The sequence below is a fragment of the Bacteroidota bacterium genome, assembly GCA_018692315.1.
GTDB lineage: Bacteria > Bacteroidota > Bacteroidia > Bacteroidales > JABHKC01 > JABHKC01.
In genome coordinates, this window is record JABHKC010000006.1 from 17,188 (window position 1) to 38,962 (window position 21,775).

At 31.3% G+C, this 21,775-nt stretch carries 16 protein-coding genes; 7 read left to right on the forward strand and 9 right to left on the reverse strand.

Annotation, left to right across the window (positions count from 1 at the left end):
* Positions 1-56: 56 nt before the first annotated feature.
* Positions 57-806, reverse strand: coding sequence for a T9SS type A sorting domain-containing protein (locus HN894_00415; GenBank protein ID MBT7141768.1), 750 nt, complete (start codon positions 804-806; stop codon positions 57-59).
* A gap of 167 nt (positions 807-973) precedes the next feature.
* Between HN894_00415 and HN894_00420 the strand changes: the two genes are divergently transcribed.
* From HN894_00420 to HN894_00440, 5 genes are all read left to right on the forward strand, one after another.
* Complete coding sequence (locus tag HN894_00420; GenBank protein ID MBT7141769.1) at positions 974-2,116, forward strand: response regulator; 1,143 nt, start codon at positions 974-976, stop codon at positions 2,114-2,116.
* Positions 2,117-2,140: 24 nt separating this feature from the next.
* The gene (locus HN894_00425) at positions 2,141-3,208 is read left to right on the forward strand and encodes a hypothetical protein (protein ID MBT7141770.1); all 1,068 of its coding nucleotides are present in this window, start codon (positions 2,141-2,143) and stop codon (positions 3,206-3,208) included.
* Complete coding sequence (locus HN894_00430) at positions 3,209-3,994, forward strand: polyphosphate polymerase domain-containing protein (protein ID MBT7141771.1); 786 nt, start codon at positions 3,209-3,211, stop codon at positions 3,992-3,994. It begins immediately after the preceding gene.
* 2 nt (positions 3,995-3,996) lie between these two features.
* On the forward strand, positions 3,997-4,683 hold the full coding sequence (locus tag HN894_00435; GenBank protein MBT7141772.1) for a DUF4956 domain-containing protein: 687 nt from the start codon (positions 3,997-3,999) through the stop codon (positions 4,681-4,683).
* Between the two features lie 115 nt (positions 4,684-4,798).
* Positions 4,799-5,521, forward strand: coding sequence for a hypothetical protein (locus tag HN894_00440; protein ID MBT7141773.1), 723 nt, complete (start codon positions 4,799-4,801; stop codon positions 5,519-5,521).
* Positions 5,522-5,537: 16 nt separating this feature from the next.
* Here HN894_00440 and HN894_00445 read toward each other — a convergent pair whose 3' ends face one another.
* The 3 genes from HN894_00445 to HN894_00455 are packed head-to-tail and all read right to left on the reverse strand — an operon-like array spanning position 5,538 to position 8,119.
* Positions 5,538-6,149 (reverse strand): hypothetical protein, encoded by a 612-nt coding sequence (locus tag HN894_00445; protein ID MBT7141774.1) that lies wholly within the window; start codon positions 6,147-6,149, stop codon positions 5,538-5,540.
* 3 nt (positions 6,150-6,152) lie between these two features.
* Positions 6,153-6,659, reverse strand: coding sequence for a hypothetical protein (locus HN894_00450; GenBank protein MBT7141775.1), 507 nt, complete (start codon positions 6,657-6,659; stop codon positions 6,153-6,155).
* A 2-nt stretch (positions 6,660-6,661) separates the two neighbouring features.
* On the reverse strand, positions 6,662-8,119 hold the full coding sequence (locus tag HN894_00455) for an AAA family ATPase (GenBank protein ID MBT7141776.1): 1,458 nt from the start codon (positions 8,117-8,119) through the stop codon (positions 6,662-6,664).
* Between the two features lie 224 nt (positions 8,120-8,343).
* On the opposite strand from HN894_00455, the gene mrdA reads away from it, so the two are divergent.
* Together mrdA and rodA are read left to right on the forward strand one after the other, a co-directional pair.
* Positions 8,344-10,170, forward strand: a complete 1,827-nt coding sequence (gene mrdA / locus HN894_00460; GenBank protein ID MBT7141777.1) for a penicillin-binding protein 2 — start codon at positions 8,344-8,346, stop codon at positions 10,168-10,170.
* The gene (gene rodA, locus HN894_00465; GenBank protein MBT7141778.1) at positions 10,154-11,578 is read left to right on the forward strand and encodes a rod shape-determining protein RodA; all 1,425 of its coding nucleotides are present in this window, start codon (positions 10,154-10,156) and stop codon (positions 11,576-11,578) included. Before mrdA ends, rodA begins: the two co-directional genes overlap by 17 nt.
* A 178-nt stretch (positions 11,579-11,756) precedes the next feature.
* On the opposite strand, the gene HN894_00470 is transcribed toward rodA, so the two are convergent.
* From HN894_00470 to HN894_00490, 5 genes are all read right to left on the reverse strand, one after another.
* Complete coding sequence (locus HN894_00470) at positions 11,757-12,572, reverse strand: hypothetical protein (GenBank protein MBT7141779.1); 816 nt, start codon at positions 12,570-12,572, stop codon at positions 11,757-11,759.
* A gap of 117 nt (positions 12,573-12,689) precedes the next feature.
* Positions 12,690-13,619: a YihY/virulence factor BrkB family protein gene (locus HN894_00475; GenBank protein ID MBT7141780.1), complete on the reverse strand. Its 930-nt coding sequence runs from the start codon at positions 13,617-13,619 to the stop codon at positions 12,690-12,692.
* A 104-nt stretch (positions 13,620-13,723) separates the two neighbouring features.
* Complete coding sequence (gene nadC / locus HN894_00480; protein ID MBT7141781.1) at positions 13,724-14,566, reverse strand: carboxylating nicotinate-nucleotide diphosphorylase; 843 nt, start codon at positions 14,564-14,566, stop codon at positions 13,724-13,726.
* Between the two features lie 886 nt (positions 14,567-15,452).
* Positions 15,453-20,270: a T9SS type A sorting domain-containing protein gene (locus HN894_00485; protein ID MBT7141782.1), complete on the reverse strand. Its 4,818-nt coding sequence runs from the start codon at positions 20,268-20,270 to the stop codon at positions 15,453-15,455.
* Positions 20,271-20,560: 290 nt separating this feature from the next.
* Positions 20,561-21,331: a hypothetical protein gene (locus HN894_00490; GenBank protein MBT7141783.1), complete on the reverse strand. Its 771-nt coding sequence runs from the start codon at positions 21,329-21,331 to the stop codon at positions 20,561-20,563.
* Between the last annotated feature and the right edge of the window lie 444 nt (positions 21,332-21,775).

The following is a 21,775-nucleotide window of genomic DNA, read 5'->3' on the forward strand; positions in this document are numbered from 1 at the left end:
CTATATTGAGTGAAATAGCTTTGAATATGAACCAATTTGAAAATTATATGGTTGATCTATTTAATTATAAATTTTCCAATTGCCCGATTTTCACTACCCAATTCTTCAATTATGTATAGACCAGCTTGAAATTTTGAAATATCAATGTAAGTTGATTCTTCCATTGTTTCATTGGAATATTTACATTCTCCAAATATATTGTAAATCCGGATGTGTTTTTTAGATTGCAAACCAGAGATTTTAATAAAATCTGTTGCAGGATTTGGAAAAACATTTATAGTTTGAGAAGTATTGTTAAATATAGAACCAGGATTATTTGTAGCTGCGGGAGTTGGATCAGGAAAAAATGTCCAAATATCTTCTCCGTCATTTTGTCGTCCATATGAAATATTGCTTAATTGAACATCGTATGTGATAGAATCAATAATATTTGTATCTGTATCGAATAAGACAACCTGTTCACCGTTTCCACTAAGCTTAAAATTCAAATGAAAAACTCCTTGATTTGTATCATTGTCTGCCCAAAACAGGAAAAATTCGCCTGGGCTAATTATTGTGGAGTCATTCCCTGTAGGAATTTGATATGCAAATGATTTTGCTGTAGTATCGGCAAGAAAAAACCCAGCAAGATTAATGGTTTCAGTTCCACTATTGTAAATCTCTATCCAATCGTTAAATTCCCCATAACTATCAGCGTTCACACTATCGTTAATACTTAGGAACTCATTAATTTTAATTTTATTAATCTGCGCATAGCTAATATTGAATAATAAAATGGCTACAATAATTGTAATACTTTTTCTCATAATCTATCATTTATAAATATTATGCGAAATTATCATTTTTTTTAATAAGTATTGAAAGTATTGAATATTTATTCTATTTTTACGACTGAATAACTTATATTTTTATGGACAAATTGCACTCAGAATTATTTGAGAAAATTGAGAGGTTGGAACAAAAAATTTCTTTATTGGAGAAAAAAAATTCAGAAAGTAATTATAAGCTTCAATCTTCATTTCTTGAAAATATGTCGCACGAAATTCGTACTCCGATGAATACTGTGATAGGATTTTCGAGCCTTTTGGCAGCACCCGAGATATCTGATAATAAAAGAAAAGAATACTCAAGTATGATATATCAAAGTAGTGTAAGGCTACTTAAATTTTTAGACGATTTGATTGATTTGGAAAAAATTGAATCGAATAATATATCAATAATTGAAGGAGCATGTCAGGTAAATCTAATTATCAACGAACTTTTTCATACTTTTAATGAAGTAAGAAAAAAAATGGGGCTCAAATATGTTAGCCTCAGAATAAACAATGAATGCATAAATGATGATATAATAATTCAGTCTGACAAATATAGGATCAGACAAGTTTTAGGTTTTTTGATTGAGAATGCACTGAGATATACAGATATTGGAAATATTGAAATTGGTTTCAGATATAAAAAAGAAGAATTAGAATTCTATGTACAAGATTCAGGAATAGGAATTTCAAAAACACATATCAACGAAATTTTCAAAAAATACTATCAGGTAAACAAATCGGATAAAAAAAGATATCGTGGTATTGGAATCGGCTTGTACATTTCTTATGAACTTGCAAAATTATTGGGAGGAAGTATTAGTGTTAGCTCCACTTTAGGAAAAGGTTCAACATTTTATTTAAAGTTACCTCTATTAAAATTAGAAGAAATACCCAAAGAGATTCCAAGATTTGAGATTGATATTGAAGATTTGAATTGGGAAAACAAAACTATACTGATTGCCGAAGACGAAAAAATGAATTATCGTTTATTAAAAGAAATTTTGACCCCCACGAAAGCAAAAATCATATCGGTTCAGAACGGAGAACATGCAGTAGAAATATGCAAATCGAACAGAAAAATTGATATCGTACTCATGGATATTCAGATGCCAATATTGAACGGATACGATGCCACAAGACAGATAAAGCACTTCAATAAAAAAATTCCGATTATTGCTCAGACTGCATATGCTCATGCCGGCGAAAAAGCAAAAAGTATTTCGGCAGGCTGCGACGATTATATCTCAAAACCTATTGACCCAAAGACCCTACTATATAAAATAAATAAGTATTTTAACTAAAGTGAAGAAAAAGCATTTTTCCTTATGAATCCAAAAATTGTCAGACGAATTATACTAGCATCACTAATCATAATTCTATTAGTTATATTATTTTCTCCATTCAAGATACCATATTCTTTTGATGTTACAGGAAGAATTTATCATGCCAAAGAATGGAAACTAATTAAAGAAACAAACGGAAGTTTCTATAGCATTATGGTTGATAACTATAGTGGTATGAAAAGCCATTTTACAAATTATGAATTTGAACGAGGCGATATAGCTAACATCAGAATAAATGGAAAATTAGAAAAAAGTGTTTACATTCATAAAAATGATTCTATTGCTCATATCACAACTCTATTAATTGACGAACAGATTTTAAATTTAGAAAATCAATTATTAATTGAAGAAGCACTTTTAAAAACAAATACAAGCGGATTAAGAATTGAAGATATTGAAATTGCTGAAGAAGAACTCAAGTTTACTAAACAACAACTCGAACAACAAGAATTGAGGTTTGCAAGATTTGAAAAATTGTATGAAGATTCTGTTTACACAGATAAAATTTACGAAGAAGAATTGAATTTACTTAAATTGGCAAAAATTCAAGTTTCGATTGCCGAAAAAAAACTACTTGCCTCTGAATCCGGAAATAAGCCAGAAGAAATTCAGCTTATTAAAACGAGAATAAAGTCTTTGGAAAAAGAAATTGCAAATCTTAAACAAAGGAAGTTGAATTATACGATACTTTCGCCTATGAGCGGGAAAATTAGTTTGAATAATCTCCCAGAAGAAATTTTAACAATTTGTGAACCAAACAAATATATTTTGATAGCCCCTGTTCAGGTTAATAATAGACAATACCTTACAGATTCGAGCCAAATTAAATTTTTAGCTCCAAACTCAGAAGGTCAGATTTCTTTATCAATTTCTCAAGTGAACGACTATGTTGGATTAATCAACAATCAACAAACCATTCTTACAAAAACCATAATAAAATCTGACCAAGACAGTTATAGCTCCGGAATGGTAGTAAAATGCCAAATTGTTTGTGCACCGGTAACAATTTTCGAATATTTCAAAAGAGCCACAAAAATTACAATTAGATAGATGAGAAGTGAGTATAAATATATAGTTCACAAAAGCAAGATGGAAAAATTGCGTGAAATGATTCTACCATTTGTCGATATCGACAAATTTGCAAAAGGCAGACCGGGAAATCATTACACTGTGAAAAGTATATATTTTGATTCACCATACTTTCAATTTTATACCGAAAAAGTTCATCACGAAAAGCATCGCAAAAAAGTTCGTTTAAGAGGATACAATTCAGAAAATGCATCAAATACAGTATTTTTGGAAATTAAAAGGAAATATGAAGCTCCTATTTTCAAAAACAGATGCCCTTTGAAATATGAAGATTCAAAACAAATATTTAAAGGCAAATCAATTGAAAGTTTTGTTGAAAATAACTTAAAATTCCCAAACGCAGTTGACGATGCAAAACGATTTTTTTATCAAATATATTCAAGAAAACTTTTGCCAGTAGTAAATGTTATATATGAAAGAGAGCCATTTCTGGGGAAACTTGACAGAAATATAAGAATTACTTTCGATAAAAATCTTCGGAGCTCGCCATATCCAACAATTGACGATTTGTATAACGAAAAAAGAATTCGTTACGCCTTGAAAGATTATTTTATTTTAGAAGTGAAATTTAACGACTATTATCCGTCGTGGATGAAACCCATTGTTGGGGTGTTACATTTAAGTAAAGTCCCAGCATCGAAATATACAATTTGCATAGATTCGCACAATATGCTTAACAAAGTTTTAAAACCAGCTGCTTTTACTTATGTGCGACTTTTTAATAATAAAAAAACAGAACTAGTATAGATATGTTTATAGATTTTCAAAGTTTAGACCTATTTCCAACATCAGCCTCTGATGTTATTTTCAATCTGATAATTTCTTTAATTTGTGGTTTACTTATTTCAGTTACTTACAGAATAACCTATCGCGGGCCTAATTACTCAACAACCTTTGTAAATTCATTGGTACTGCTTACGATGATTACTTCGATAGTTTTACTCGTGATTGGAAACAATTTGGCAAGAGCATTTGGGCTTGTTGGTGCAATGTCAATTATTAGATTCCGTACTGCTGTTCGCGACACTATGGATATAATTTTCATATTTTTCGCGCTTTCAATTGGAATGGCTTCAGGTGTTGGGCTCACAATGATTGCTATTGTTGGAACTCTAATAATAAGCATTGTAATTTTAGGCTTAGTCAGCTTTAATTGGGGAAATACTCGCCGTAGAGACTACCTTTTACAAATTTCATATAATGCTAATATGGATAGCGAAATTGTTATGTCCACAATACTTAGCAAGTTTTGTAAAAAAGTAAAACTCGTAAACCTGAAAAATATCGGATACGGTGAAGAACTTGAAGCATTTTACCATGTGATGCTCAAAGACAATTCGAAAGGAGACAATTTATTGAAAGAATTGAACGATTTAGATGATATATATAATATAAATCTATATTTCGATGAAGATGATGCTAATGCTCCAACATAGTGAATGAATTATTTGAATTTTGTTTTGAGTTTTAAATAATCGCTAAATAGTATGACCGAAGAATTTTAGCTTCGAACTTATAAAATGTTGTCCCTTTATCATAACATGCATAACAATGAAATTATCAATTTTATATATTTTTATTTTTCTTGCTTTTCTATCATGTAATAAAAATGATGAATTGCAAACACTTTCACCAATAAATTCAATTTCAATTGAAGTTCCTGAACCTTCAGGCATGTGCTTCAACAATTTTCTGGATTGTTTCTATATTGTAGGAGATTCAACCAAATCTGTTTACAGGCTTAACCTCTTAGGGCAATTGATTGCTGAGTATCAAGATGTTGGTAATGATTTAGAAGGTATAAGCTTTAATCCTGACAATTCCTCTTTTCTCATTGCTGAAGAAAAAAATAGGGCAATTATCGAAATCGACATATTAGGAAATGTCCTTTCTACAAACAATGTAAGTGGAATGAATCTCGATAATAAAGGTTTAGAAGGGATTACTTATAATACCAACAATCAACACATATATTTACTTAACGAAGAAGATCCAGGTCAATTAATTGAACTTGATACAAATTTTGTAACTCTAAACACTTATGATTTAGATTTTGCAGCCGATTATTCAGGAATTTGTTATAACAATATCGAAGATAATTTTTGGGTTGTATCGGAAGAATCAAAATTAATAGTGAAATGCGATTTGTTTGGAAATTCAATTCAAAAGTATAAGATTAATGAGGAAAAAACCGAAGGGATTGTTTTCGTAAACAATACAATTTATCTCGTTAGCGACTCCGAATCGAAAATCTATATTTACTCTTTAGAATAAATTTCAAATGTAGAAACTATTCGATTTTTCCTTTGTAAGCCCCTGAAAAATAAACACTAAATCGTATTCCGGCAACTTGATAATATTGATTTGCACTGACAAAAAAATTAGCACTCAATCCAAGATCGTAATAAAATTTATAAGTAAGACAATAGTTTACATAAAGTCCCGGCTCAACAAAATATCTGTAGAACGGCACAAGTTCAATAGTTACAGAATCAATAGTTGTAGTTTCATTATGATGAAAACTGCCGCCCCAGGAATAAGAGGTCCCAAGAAATAAAGATTGCTGAGTTTTCTGTTTCTCCCACCTCCAGCCATATCCCAGATACAAATCGTTCAGTCTCTGACTAGATATATACAGAAAGGATTCTTCCCGAGATGTATGATAGCCAATATTAAAGTGGTGATTTTTTATACGCTGATGATAAGACACATTTATATCTCTTTCAATCTTTACTCTATCGAAATTATAAGACAAACCGGCTCCAATCGATAACCAATTGCTTCCGGGTTTATAAATTTTATTTTCAATAATAATTTCTTCGTATTTTTCCTGTCCACTTGTTTTAGATGAGGACAAAAAGGAAATTATTATAAATATAAAAATTAATTTAGATTTCATCATTTCTTAGTAACAAGGTTTAATAGCAGGAACAGGCATCTTGGCTTCGATAAAAAATTTCTTATTGCGATACTTAAACTGTTTGTTTTGAAGAATCCGCAATTTCAAACCGGCATCTCGTTTATAAATTTCAATTTTACTAACAAAATAGAGTTTTATTCTTTTGTAATCAATTTCTAAAACATCCTTAAATCTTTTACAAATAAAATCATCGATGCATGTTGAGAATTTCTCTAACATATTTTCAACAACAAAACCTTTTGATGATTTAATCCCCTTTAATTCAACAATATAAATTGCAAAACCAAATCTGCATTTTTGAACTATCAAACAATCTGGTGAAGCTGGCACCTTTGAAAGCTTAAGATTATTATAAAAATCATCAACTTTTATAACCAAAACATCTTTCTGAGAAATTCGATTATCAAAATCAATACAAATACCTTCATCCTCGCATTTGCTATGAATAAATTTTGACAATTCAGAATGTTTCTTTATTGTTTCTAAAAGCATATTTATTCATTTTCCGGATTCGACAATTTAATTCTTTCTTCATATAAATTTTCAGCAACTTTAAGAAAATTAAAATCTTCAATTCCTTCTTTAGTAGCTTTCATATCTTCAGAATCAGTACTACCACCTTCTTTCATCACAAGATGACAGCTCGATACTGATTTAAAATCTAAATCTTTTGATAGAATTAAATTTGTAAGTTTATTTGAAATGAAATCGCTATGAGTGGTTAACACTATTTTTATGTTATTCTTTATCAGTTTTGTGAAAAATTCTACTAATTTTACTTGTATTGCAGGATGCAAATGTGCTTCGGGTTCTTCAATAAATATCAATTTTTTTGAATTAGTGTAATCTGCAGAAGAGGTTTTATAAATGAAACTACCATAATCGTTTTTCTCATCAGATTCATTAATTATATATTTCAAATACGCAACTATTGGCGATATCTCAGATACCATAGAAGATGTTTCAGATAAATCTAATTTCAACTTTGTTTTTTTTTCAATAAATTCAATTTTTTTTGTGTCGGAATTAAAAATTACTTCCCCGTCAAGTATTTCGGTTTCAATTTCTTTTGCTATTGCAGAAAATTTATCGGACATTTTTGAAGATTTAATTGTTGATAATTTCAGAAAATAATCAGAAACGGGTTCAGAAAGTGCAGGGATATCAATTTGACTATTTACAAGATGTCTGATTTGAGAAAGTTTTGCAAATACAGAACTAAAAATATTCATAGCCTGATATAGTCCTGAACGAGATGCAGGTAAAAAATACATCTCATTAAAAACTCGTTTAAGACGACTAATCGATAAAAAAACTTGAATAACTAAAAATTCCAATATCTCAGCCTCTAATTTTTGAAATGTAAAATTAGTACTATTAATGTAGAATAATATTTGGTTTTCTCTTTCTCTAATTTTTCTATTAGTATTAATAAACCTAATTAAGATTTTTTTTTCAAGCTGTAAATTGCTAATATACAATTCATTATTTTTAGATAGTTTTATTGTAAATTGAAAATTTGTTAAGTAAATTTTTAGCGAAAACTCTTTATTACTCAATTGGTTTCTCATACTTTCAAAGTTTGAGAAAGAATTTTTAAAACTTTGTTTTATGGTTGGGAGATAAGACTTAGCTATCGCTTCTTTCAAAACATTTTCACAAATTTTTGTTATTGAAAACTCTTTTGTTTTTTTATCAAGTATCTTGTTTTTTAAAGCAATTTCTAATTTTTCTAATTCTGGGTGCTTTTCTTTATCCTGAATTAATAAATTGCCTAATATTAAATTACTTACATCAAATGGTTCAATAGCTAAATGCTTAAGAAGAATATAAACCGTACTAATTGCATAAGATTTTCCAATATTATTTTCTCCATAGATAATATGAAAATCTTTATCAATATCGAAGTCAAATTTCTTTATGGGACCTAAATTTTCTATACTTATCTTCATTTTATACAATAATTAATTTATGCCAAAGATATTGTATTTTTAACTGTTTTAAAAATCAAAGCTAAAGTCAAATACTACAAACATATATTTAAATTGTGATATTATTTTCTCCCAAAATCCATTTTGTTTTAAGCAATCAATTTATCACTTTTGCAGAAGTCGAAATATTGAAAGCTTAAATACTTAAATTGCTTAATTATAGAAATTTGTGAGTGTAGAATTTTATGAAAAATCCATATTCTGATAGAAAATATATTATTGGAGGAATAATTATATTGATAGTTTTGATTTTTCTTGTCAGGCTATTTTTTATTCAGGTAGTTGATACAAGTTACAAACTTTCGGCAGAAAACAATTCGCAGCGAGAAGAAATTCAATATCCGGCGCGAGGTCTGATTTTTGATAGAAACAAACAATTATTAGTTGAAAATCAGGCTGCTTACGATTTAATGATTGTTCCACGCCAACTTTCTGAGATTGATACTACTGAGTTTTGTTATATTTTAAAAATTTCAAAAACTCAGTTCGATGAAAAACTGAAAGCTGCAAAACGTTATTCGAGATACAAACCTTCAATTTTCCTGAAGCAAATTTCTGCTGAGACTTATGCAATTTTGCAAGAAAAGATTTATAAATTTTCAGGCTTTTTTGTTCAGACACGAACTTTGCGAAAATATCCACAAGGAATTGCTGCTCATATTCTGGGCTATGTTAGCGAGGTTGACGAAAAAATTACCAAGTCTGATTCGTATTATAAATCAGGTGATTATATTGGGAAAAGCGGATTAGAGGAATCTTACGAAAAGGAATTGAGAGGCAAAAAAGGTCGGAAACTTTTTTTAGTAGATGTTCATAATAGAGTGCAAGGAATTTTCCACAACGGCGATTACGACACAAAAGCTGAAATAGGCTCAAATATTTACACAGGAATTGATGCTGAACTTCAGGCTTATGGCGAAAAATTAATGAAGAATAAGATAGGTAGCGTAGTTGCCATGGAACCATCAAGCGGAGAGATTTTGGCACTCGTTTCAGTTCCGGCTTACGACCCAAATTTGCTTGTAGGAAGAATTCGTTCCGAGAATTTCAAACAACTTTCCCACGACTCGCTTAAACCTTTATTCAACAGGGCATTGTTGGCACAATATTCTCCTGGTTCAACTTTCAAACCTGTGAATGGCTTGGTAGGTCTGCAAGAAAATGTTGTTTTTGCTGAAACAAAATATTCTTGTCAAGGAGAGGGGAGCTATCCCATTGCATGTAGTCATTTCCATTATTCGCCTGTAAATCTCAGCGAATCGATAGAATTATCATGCAATCCTTATCACTGGAATGTTTTTAAAACAATAATAGAAAAACCAGAATTCACAACAGTGCAAGAGGGTTTTAATTGCTGGCGAAACCATATCACAAGTTTTGGTTTTGGCTCAAAATTGAATATTGATTTACCAAGCGAAAGTAGCGGAAATATTCCGGTCGAAAGCTATTTCAATAAATATTACGGCGAAAAAGGTTGGCGTGCAACAACTATTCGCTCGCTATCTATTGGGCAGGGCGAAATTCTATCCACACCACTGCAATTGACAAACGAAGTAGCAATAATTGCAAACAAAGGTTTTTATTATACTCCTCACATTGTCAGGAAAATTGAAAATGTTGATACTGCCTATTATCTTCCCTACAAAAAAAATATTACTACTATTGATTCAAGTCATTTCGATATTATTATTGATGCTATGCACGATGTTTTTATTGGAGAACATGGCACTGCACGCTGGTATCCAATAAAAGATATTGAGCTGTGCGGAAAAACCGGAACAGTCGAAAATCCGCACGGGGCAAACCATTCGGTATTTATAGCTTTTGCACCAAAAGAAAATCCTAAAATTGCAATCTCTGTGGTTGTGGAAAATTCAGGTTTTGGCTCTACCTGGGCAGCGCCGATTGCCTGCCTTATGATTGAGAAATATTTAACAGATACTGTTTCATATAAATGGAGAGAAAACAAAATATTAGATTTTAATTATAAAAATATTGAGAAGAAGGACTAACATATTCAAATCGATTGACTGGCTTACGGTTTTTTTATATCTGATACTGATTTTTATTGGTTGGATAAATATTTATGCTGCGGTTTATAACGAAGAACACCAGAGCATTTTCGATAGTACGCAAAGATATGGTAAGCAATTGATTTGGATTTTTGCAGCATTATTTTTAATAATTGTTATTCTCATAATTGACAGCAAGTTTTACGAATTTTTTGCATACTTCTTTTACGGAATTTCGATTTTCACACTGGTTTTTGTACTAATTTTCGGTAGAGAAATCAATGGTGCAAAATCGTGGTTCGAAATTGGAAATATATTGATTCAACCTTCGGAATTTGCAAAGTTTGCTACTTGTCTGGCTATTGCCAAATATTTTAGTTCCTACAATTTGAAAATTCATAAAATTAAAACTCTTGTCAAAATTGGAATAATTACCTTTTTGCCTGCAATTTTAATTCTTATACAAAATGATACCGGTTCGGCTTTAGTATATGCTTCATTTATATTAGTATTCTACCGTCAGGGATTATCCGGAACTTTTTTGCTATTCACTTTAGTTATCGCAGTTCTATTTATTCTTTCATTGGTTTTTTCTTTAGAAACTTTATTCATTAGTTTGCTAATTGTTTCTGCGCTTTTCTATTATTTAGTAAGACCTCGAAAAAAAGAAATTGGAATTGGTGTAGGAATATTTGCATTAGTTTTTTCTATTATCTTTTTTGCCGAAAAGCAGATTAAATACGAAATTCCGATATACCAATTGCTTCTTGTAGCAACTATTATTTCAAGCACTTTCTACTTTTTCTTAGCCTATAAAAAGAAACTGAATATTGCCTCCATTATCACAATCAGCTTACTATCAGCAATGATTTATACTTCATCAGTCGATTATTTTTTCAACAATATTTTAGGAGAACATCAACAGTCGAGAATAAATGTTTTGCTTGGTTTAAAATCTGACCCACTCGGCACAGGCTACAATGTCAATCAATCGAAAATTGCAATTGGCTCGGGAGGATTTCTGGGAAAAGGTTTTCTTAAGGGAACGCAAACAAAATTCGATTTTGTGCCGGAACAAAGCACCGATTTCATTTTTTGTACTGTTGGCGAAGAATGGGGTTTTGCCGGAACTTCTGTAGTTATACTTTTATATTTGTTTTTATTGATTCGCTTATTGATAATTACAGAAAGGCAACGCTCTATTTTCAATAGAATTTATGGATATGGAGTTGTTTCAGTTTTGTTTTTTCACTTTGCCATAAATATAGGAATGACAATTGGACTTGCTCCAGTTATTGGTATTCCGTTGCCATTTTTTAGTTACGGTGGTTCTTCGCTTTGGGCGTTTACGATTTTACTTTTTATTTTTATTAGACTTGATGCTAGTAGGTATGAACATATGAGGTGATATGAAAATCTTATTTTGTGGATATTTGATATGTATCCTGATACCTCTACTATTTAGCCTTATTATTAAGTGAATAGATCAAGTACATATTTCAATAATAAAAAATTATCTATTCTCATTGAAAAACTTCTAATCTATATTTTTACAATGCATGGGTACAATAACATATAGTTTCTTATTAATCAACATTCCAATAAGCCTCAGAATCACCATCTAATACATCATTTATAAAGCCATCTGATAGCATACCTCCATACCCATCAGATGGGCCATCGAACTGTTCATATGATGTATCTTGATTATTTTCGCAATTATTGGATTCAGGGTATTTATCATCTAAAACTTCATTTTCTTTTCGTCTATTCATTTCAATGAAACTATCAGATATTTTATATTCATTAATTCTAATTTTGGGAGTGTACATTAATATCTCATCATTAACTATTTCTATCGTGAAATTTTCAAAATAGAAGGATTTAATGTCTTTCAGCATTTCAATCTCGTCAGAACAAATATAAAAACCATCAATATGCTTTATACACCATTTAATATATGATGGATTCGGATTAATATTTTTCATATGTAAAGAAGATGAGGCTTTGGGATAATTAGTACTAGTCCAATATTCTGTTGAACCATTGTTTGTATAATTTAAATTCATTATTGAATTCAAAAATTCCATATAAATACTCAACAAATTATTCTTACAATTTTCAATAAAAATATACTTTTGAGTTACTCTAAATCTGGCATTTGGTTGTGTCTTCCATTTATCCACATAAAGTTTATTTTGTTTTGCAACTTTTCTCATATCATTATTAAAAAAATAAATACAATGCTTATTCAGCGATGGAGAAAATAGATTAAGCAAGTCTTGTAAATAAGCTTCAATTATCTTCCCTGTTCTAATAGGATCGATTAGAACACCAGTAAATACATCAATTATTTTTTTTCCTTTATGCTTTCCATAGGTAAACTCATCTTCAAGTCTCATAATTATAGCTTATTACTGTAAAACAATTATTTTCTAATAATCCTCTGCAAAATCACAATTACTTCATACCCATTATATAAATAAAAAAATCTTCTCACAATAATCAGATGAGGCAATTTACAAATCCTCCTTCTGAATACTAGCATTTTTAATACTTGCATTCAATTCAAAACCGGTGAGAAGAATAATTGCATTTATATAAAACCACAAAAGAATTACAAGCAAGGTCCCAATTGAGCCATACAGTTTATTGTATTGTCCAAAATTGTTGATATAAAAGGAAAACAAAAAAGAAACAATTATTGTAAGAATCGTAGCAAGAGTTGAGCCGGCAGAAATAAATCTCCATTTCCGCTTTTTTGCCGGAGCAAAATAATATAAAAATGATATTGCGAAAAAGAACAATGCAACAATTATAAGCCACTTCCCTATTGATAATAAATAAAATGTGAAATTCAGCTCTAAAATATTTTGCTCTACAAGATAAGTCATAGCCGTTTGGCTAAAAACAATAAGAATAATTGCTGTAGTTATCAACAATGAAAGTATCAAAACCAGCACAATGGAAATTAGTCTTTGAGCAATCCACGTTCGTGTTTCAATTTCGTGATGGCTTGCATTAAAGGCATCAATCATTGAACTTATTCCATTTGTAGAAAAAATGAGTGCTGCAATTACTCCAAACGATAATAAGCCACCTCGTTGTTTTGTTACAATATCTGTAAGTGTTTCTTTAAAAGCCAGATAGGCATTCTGTGGCAAAATACTTTCAAGTAGCATCAACAATTCCTGTTGAAAATTATTGATTGGGATATACGGAATTAGCGTGAAAAAGAAAATTATTGCAGGAAATATTGCAAGGAAAAAACTAAATGCAACAGCCGAAGCACGGGTTGTGAGCGAGCCATTGACAAGCCCTTTTACGAAAAAAACACCTACATCGAAAATGGGCACTCTATCGAAACCGGGCAAAGTAATTCGCTGAATAAAACGAATTATTCTGTGAATACTGTTATTAAACAACTTATATGTCTTGTCATCAATCATAAATTGAGCTGAAAGTTTGTAAAGTTCATTCCTGCGAAAGCAGGAATCTCTTTAAAGTTCGTAAAGTTTTTAAAGTTTAAAGAATGATAATTCATAATTCATAATTAAAAAACCGCTTTCAAACTCATATCCAAACTCTTAATTTGATGAGTTAAAGCACCTACTGAAATATAATCAACTCCGCAAGCTGCATAGTCTCTAATTGTTTCATATGTAATTCCACCGGACGATTCTATTTCATATTTTCCAGCTATTAGTTCGACCGCCTCTTTGGTTTTTTCAATCGAAAAATTGTCTAACATAATTCTGTCTATTCCTCCAGCTTGCAGAATTGTTTTGATGTCGTCAATTGTTCTTACTTCGATTTCGATTTTTAGATTTTTATTCTTGCTTTTTATATATTCTTTGCTTTTCGAAATTGCAGGAACAATACCTCCGGCAAAATCTATATGATTATCTTTTATCATTATCATATCGTAAAGTCCCATTCTGTGATTTTTGCCACCACCTATTCGCACAGCTTCCTTTTCTATAAATCGAAGTCCCGGCGTTGTTTTCCGAGTATCCAAAACTTTGGTTTTTAAACCTTTTAAAAGTTCAACATATTCGGAAGTTCTGGTGGCAATTCCGCTCATTCGTTGCATAAAATTCAGGACAATCCGTTCTGCTTGCAAAATCGAATGTTTTTTACCTTCCACTGTAAATGCAATATCTCCTTTAGTAATTTTATCCCCATCTTTTAGAATGACATCCAATTGCAGATTTTCATCTATTTTTTTGAATATTCTTGCAGCAATATCGATTCCTGCAATAATTCCATCTTCTTTAACAATCAAGCGTGCTTTTCCGATAGCACTTTCCGGAATGCACGATAGGCTTGTATGATCGCCATCGCCAATATCTTCATTTATTGCAAGTTCTATAAGTTGATCTTGATATTTTATCATTTTCCTATTTCTGTTAATCAAATAAGCTTATTATTATTTTTTGCACTAAATTATAAAAATTTGTATTATTTAAACCAAGTTTTATTTAAACATCTTTATTTCTTAATTTGCATAATAACTAATTTACTTATTTTCTGAACATTACGAACTTTGTATAAAATCTCTTTTTTTATTTAAAATATTATCTTTTGACAGTATAAAGCATCAAATGCAAATACTATTCCTTCTTAATCTATCTCTGGTATAAGTTTCTGAGCTACTGGAATTTTATTTGTTTTTGACTGTAACCGATTTGTCGGCAAATTTTGCCTCTGTCCTAAAGGATGATTTCCCGACAAATCGGTTTGCTGCATTATAGAAATTAGATATTTGTTGTAAAACACTTTCAAGTTTGTTTATTACCCGATTTGTCAGTAAATTTTGACTCTGTCCTAAAGGATGATTTCCCGACAAATCGGTTTGCTACTGTTCTGAAAATAGCCGAATCATTTCTGAGAATTATTGTAGCATATCTTTAGTGGGGTAGCTTCTTTGTCCATTATTTTCTTCCTTCAGGACCGAGGCAAAAAAAATAATGTACAAAGAAGCGGTCATATCTGTTTACAAAAAAGTTTAATTATTGCTTTATGGCAAAAATTTATATGTGTCAATTTCAGTATTCACAGAACAAAGGTAGAAAATCATTTGTTGTTTTCAATTCCGGTAGATTTTGAAGGAAAGTAGCAAAAAGTCAAAAATATTCAAATTTGCCCTGATTTAGAACTGTAAATTTACAATACAACTATTTATTGACAACTTGTAACATTCATTTAATTTAAAACATCAATATTACAGAAATATTCACACGGAGCAGGTATGGATATTGACAGATTTTAAAAATATACTGCTATTCTTTTATTATTTTTTGTTGAAATAAGATCATGTCTTTTCTAATAAGAATAAAATATACACCTGCAGGAAAAATAAAGTCAATTTTCATCAAATTATCACCGTAGTTATTTCGGCTGAGTATTTCAATACCAAGGGTATTAAATATTTGAATGTCATACGTATCGTTGCCGGTATCAAACTCAACAAATAGTTTCTTAGATACAGGGTTCGGAAATATATTTATATTCGGAATATACAAATCATCAATCTCTAACCAATAAACACAGTCAGAAGTATCTACACAGTTTTCAAAAGTGATTTCTACAGCATAATTTCCTATAGCAGTAACATCATAAAACAAGTTGTCAGCTCCTGATATTTCAGCAAAATCATTGTCGCAATCAAGCCATTGGTACGAAGCACTATATTGATTTGCCCAAATGCGATTTCCATCAATTGTAACATTCATATTCATTTCAACTAAGGAAAACTCAATTGTAATAATACTATCACAGCCAATAAAATTTTCAATAGTATCGATGTATGTCCCCGGAATTGTGTAAACATTCCCCGAAGGAGAGATGTACTCTGAACATTCTGCGATTTCTAAAGAACTAAATGTTGATTCTAAAATAACAAGATTAATTTCAATTACCGAATCACAAGCTTGCGAATTTATTAAAGTATCAAAGTAGATTCCGGATGCAGCATACACAGATCCGGAAGGGCCTGTATAAATATCGCAGGCAGTCTCCATAATAGAGTTGTATGTAGTTTCAAATATCGTTAAATCAATAGTAATAATGGAATCACATCCGTTTGATGAGGGAATTGTATCAATAAAGATTCCTGAATTTGAATATACCATTCCGGAAGGTGATGTATAAGTGCCACATCCTGATTCTAAAATACTACTGCTTACATTTTCATTTATAGTTAAGTTAATCTCAATAATTGAATCACACCCAGCCGCATTAGGAATTGTATCAAAATAAGTTCCTGATATTGATAAAACAGAGCCGGATGGTGATGTATAGGAATAGCAGTCCGAAATATCCAATGTATTGTAACTGTCTCCATAAATTGTCAAGTCAATTGAAATTACGGAATCACAACCAAATGAATTCTGTATTGTATCCTGATAAAACCCTGAATTTGAATAAATTGCTCCCGATGGGGAAGTAAAGCTATAACATTCTGCAACTAAAATCGAACTTGTTGTATTTTCAATAGAAAGGCTAATGGCGACAATCGAATCACAACCTGCACCACTTGGAATAGTATCATAATACAAACCCGAAGTAGTATAAACATTACCTGCGGGGGAAGAATAGTTGCTACACTCAGACACCGAAATTGTAGAATAGGTATTTGTATTAATGGTCAGATTGATTTGGATAACTGAATCACAACCTACTGAATTTATTATGGTGTCTGAATATTGTCCACTAACTGTATATAAATTTCCTGCCGGTGATGTATATGTCTCGCACTCAGAAACAGAAATCTGGCTTGATGTGGCATACAGAATATTAAGGTTGATGGTAATAACTGAGTCACAAGCCAGTGAATTCTGTATGGTATCGGTGTAAATTCCGGTAGTAGTAAGTATATTTCCCGAGGGTGAAGTATAGCTATAACACTGTGTGGCACTTATGCTGCTACTTGTCGAAGGATAGATTGTTACATCAATAGTGATTATGGAATCACAGCCCAGTGAGTTTGTTATTATATCCTGAAATATCCCGGATGTTGTATAAACATTTCCTGATGGAGCTGTATAGCTATTACATTCAGATATTGAATATGAACTATATGAATTATTGACAGATAAGTTTATAGTAATTACAGAATCGCATGCCATTGCATTTGGGATAGTATCAAAATACTGGCCTGAGGAGGTAAAAACATTTCCTGAAGGTGAAGTATAGCTACTGCATGCATTTTCGGAAATTACACTTGAGCTACTTGTATTTATTGTAATATCTAAAGTGATTATTGAGTCGCAGCCTGCCGAATTAGAGATGGTATCAAAATAATTACCACTTAAAGTATATATAGTTCCTGAAGGAGCTGTATAGGATTCACATTCCGATATGGTGAGTTGGCTTGTAGAAGCATCCAAAATAGTAAGATCGACTGTGATTACAGAATCACAACCCAAGAAGTTTACAATAGTATCTGTAAATATACCTGATGAAGTAAAAATATTCCCCGATGGTGAAGTGTAACTGTAACATTGAGCTATGCCGATACTGCTACTTGAAGCCTGGTTTATAGTTAAATCAATGAAAATAATTGAATCACAGCCCATCGAATTTGGAATAGTATCATTATACAAACCACTGGTAGTAAACGTATTGCCTGATGGTGAAGTAAAACTATAACACTCACTTACCATCAGCGAACTCGAAGAATTATTAATTGAAAGATTGATTGTAACAATTGAGTCGCAACCAGCCGCATTAGTCAAGGTATCAAAGTATGTCCCCGAAACAGTATATACACTCCCTGATGCTGAGGTGAAGCTACTGCACTCATTCACAACCATGGAACTTGAACTTATGGTATTAATTGTAAGGTCAATTTGGATAACAGAATCACAACTCATTGCATTCGGAATAGTATCATAATAAGTCCCACTTGTAAAATAAACATTTCCTGAAGGCGAAATATATTGCTCACAATCTAAAAGCGATAACATACTTGAAATAGAGTTATGAATAATTAGATCAATAACCACTAATGAATCACAGCCTGCAAGATATGGAATTGTATCATAATAGATTCCTGTTTGGTAAAACAGATTTCCATTAGGTGAAATATAAGATTCGCATGAAACCGGATAAAGAGTATCATTAATAAATTCGGTCATTGTAAAATTGATGACAATAATGGAATCGCAGCCCAGAATACTTGAAAGGGTATCGTAATATATTCCTGACTGAGTATAAATATTACCTGTCGGGGATGTATAATATCCACATTCGGTAACTTCCAGAGGTGTAGATGTACTTCCTGCAATTGTTAGAGAAATAACATAAAGTGAATCGCAATCAGCCCCTGTCATAATTGTATCGTGATATACTCCTGACTGAGTGTATATTGTCCCGCCAGGTGCTATATAGTATTCACATTCCAGAGCTAAAATAGTATCAGTATAGTATTCAAAAATGTCAATGTTCATTGTAACTATAGAATCGCAACCAAGAACAGATGAAAGTGTATCGGTATAAACCCCCGACTGTGAAATTTGGTTGCCCAACGGCGTTGTATAGCTATTACATTCTGAAACCGACAATGAGCTATATACTTCATCTACAATGGTTAAATTTATTTCAATTATCGAATCGCAACCAGAAACAGAAGTAATTGTATCGGAATATGATCCCGATTGATTGTAGATATTACCTCCTGATGAAAGATAAGAATCGCATTCTGTTACATTGATATTGATTGTTGAAGAGTAATTCAATGTAAGATCTATAGTCATGATAGAATCGCAACCCATATTATTAACAATGGTGTCGGTATATTGCCCCGCTTGATAATAGATATTCCCTGATGGAGCAATATAATAATCACATACTGAAGCATTTATACTACTATAAGTTGCTGATTCAAAGCTAAGGTTTATTTCAATTATAGAATCGCAACTAACTGAATTGGAAATGGTATCGAAATAAACACCTGATGTAGCATAAATATTTCCTGAAGGGGCAGTATAATTAGTTCCACATTCCGTAATATTTATTAAACTTTGTGTGGATGACAAAACATTAAGATTAATAATAATGAGTGAATCACAACCCACAGTATTGTAGATAGTATCGTAGTATATCCCGGATTGTGCGTAAACATTTCCATTTGGTGATGTGAAATATGAATCACAAAGAACAGGAAACAGGCTATCGGTGGCAAATCCGTTCATCGTCAAATTAATCGTAATTATAGAATCACAACCAATCGAATTTTGAAGTGTTTCGGAATAAGTACCTGAAGCAGTGTAAGTTACTCCGGAGGGCGAAGTATAACTACCACAACTACTTACATTTATAGTATTATAAGTATCACCACTTATTGGAGCACCTGTAACCCAATTGGATGATGTACCTGACAATCCCAAATTATATAAAGTACCTGTGTAGTTACCAACACTGCTATATGCTGTAGTAATACCGGTATTTGTTCCTCCCGCAACTCCTTCGTTTAATTTAAAATAGGCAACCAGACCTGAAGGAGGATTACAAAGTTCAAAATTTGCTACATTATTAATCTCAGCTGCTGTTTTAGCATAATTATACACACGTACCTCATCAATAGTTCCGTCAAAATATTTTACTCCGTCTATTCGTCTTCCAATAATCATCGGAGTTCCGTTAATTGTGTTCAGGTACTGTGTAAGATTTCCTTGAGTGTCAAGCACTCCATCTACGTACAATTGAATTTTATATGTTGCCGATGGATTATACACTACTGCTACATAGTGCCAGTTTCCATCATTGACCGGTATTGTTCCACTTATGCCGGCACCTCCGACTTCAAGCCTGATTGCATTGCTCCACAATACGTTAAAGGTAAATCGTTGGCCATTAATAAATGTTCCCCAACAACAAATAACATTTTGAGTACCGCCGTAAGTAGGGTTACAATTGGCAGTTGTTTTAATATATGCCTCAATTGTTCTGGGAGAGGTTCCTGAAATCCCTTGAAAATTTGTTGAAACATAATCATCAATACCATCAAAGTCTAAACCATTCTGTGCAAATATTGGAGAAAAAAAGAAAAAAGACGGAACAAGTAATAAAACCAATAAAATTGTATAAATTCTCATATTTAAAAATTTAAATTCAAATCTCCTTTGACAAATATAAAAAAATTAAATCACTTATTTGGTTTAACCTTCAATTAGTCGGACTTTTTTTATATAGCAGCAAAATCTCAAAAATAATCCTAAAATCAAATAGTATTATAAAATTGGCCCTGATTTTGAACTATAAATGAACAATACAACTATTTGTTGAGATCTTGCTAATATTCAGCTTATTTTGGCTTTCCGAAATGGTTGTTATAGAATTACCTAAGACTGTGCAAGGAAAAATATTTTTGTTTTGAAGTAAAACCTTACTCTACATCCATTATCTTTCTAATTTGCTTCAATGCTTCTGGATACGACTTCTTAACTTTTACTTTTGGACCAATATATAACTTTTCATAAAACAAATCTATCAATTCAGCCTCAAATTTAGTTAAGAATCTGTCATTATAGAAATAGATTCTGTCTTCAACTATCGCTTCAACTGATTGATTATTTGGATATGGTGAAGACATTTTGAAATAACGACAGCCTATTCTTTCACTATTATTACCTGAATCTGAACTATAATATGAGTAAAAATTTCTTAATATATAAAATCGTTTGAATTTAATTCTCCAACCTCTAATCTTAACTTTTTCAATCCTATAATATGCTCCAGGTTTATATAAGCTGTCACATATTAGTTTTTGATCAATTATAGAACTTTTAAAAACGTGGGAAATAAGACCCAAACTATCTGATACAGGATACTCGAAATTCATTAAACTCCTAGGAACAATAAATATCCTATTTTTATGTAGCTGTTTAAATAATGAATCAACAGGTTTAATATAACTAAAACCAAAAATTGGGTATCCTAACTGATATAAAGAATCGCAAAATGAGTTCTTGCCCTTAACAAATATATCGTAGCTTCTATTATCAATTTCTTTTTCACAAACATGTAAAATGTTTAAAATATATCCCTTTGAGCTGAACCTTCTATTCTTCTTTATGGATAGATTTTGAGAATAAGTCAACATTGAAGACAGCAATAAAACAGAAAAAATTATACCAATCGAATTATTAATTTTCATTATCAAATTTTTGATCAACATATAAAGTAGATTTAGCACCAGTAGAATCATTACCTATATTATCAATTATGCTTTGAAAGTCTTTCTCATTAGGGCCATTTTCACCCCTGCTAGCGCGGATTTGCAATCCGTGCGTCAATAATAGATAGAATCCAAAGTATTACGCATAAGCTTCAATTGAAGTGTTATAAAATAATTTCTAATAAATTTTATATTTGTCAGACATTCAGCAAAAATAAAAATTATTCATTAGAATTAATGTTAATTTAGTATTAATAGGCGCACGGATTGCAAATCCGCACGAGCTAGGGTCTTGACCGCAAACCGATTTGTCGGCAAATTTTGCCTCTGTCCTAAAGGATGATTTCCCGACAAATCGGTTTGCTACTGTTCTGAAAATAGCCGAATCATTTCTGAGAATTATTGTAGAATATCTTTAGTGGG